The organism is Streptomyces sp. NPDC054842 (assembly GCF_053611025.1).
This window is the reverse complement of record NZ_JBSGZN010000085.1, coordinates 1-422: the sequence shown is the minus strand read 5'-3', so window position 1 is coordinate 422 and position 422 is coordinate 1. Positions and strand designations below refer to the sequence as shown.

At 76.3% G+C, this 422-nt stretch carries 1 pseudogene; it reads right to left on the bottom strand.

From position 1 onward, the window contains the following. Positions 1 to 244 (bottom strand): annotated as a pseudogene (locus ACWGIS_RS35570) (alpha/beta hydrolase); the annotation flags it as partial. Between the last annotated feature and the right edge of the window lie 178 nt (positions 245 to 422).

Below are 422 nucleotides of genomic sequence, written 5' to 3'. Positions count from 1 at the left end.
TCAGAGACGCGGTTCGGGCCCCCAGCCGCTCGGCGACGGCTTCACCGGCCGGTGTGCCGAAGGGGTCCTCGGCCGGCCTGAGGACCAGGCCGGGCGCCGCGGTGGAGGAGGTCCGCTCGGCACCCCAGTCGGCGTAGGGCTTGGGCAGCGCCGAGCGGCAGAGGCCGAGGATGCACGTGCCCATCGTCGCGTCGAAGACCTCGGCCGCCTCGGCGGCGCCCGCCGGGGGCGGGCCCGCCGGCACGAGCCGCGCCGTCGGGTGACGGCCACCACCGAGTTCGTCGTACCGGGATCGATCCCGACCGCACGTGCCATGTCCGTCCCCCTCCGACGGGCCACTGCCCGCTTCCGGCACGGGACTTGAGTGCGCGTCAGCCAATGCCGCGCGCCCGGAAACGGCGATGCCGCGCCCCTCCGCGAGG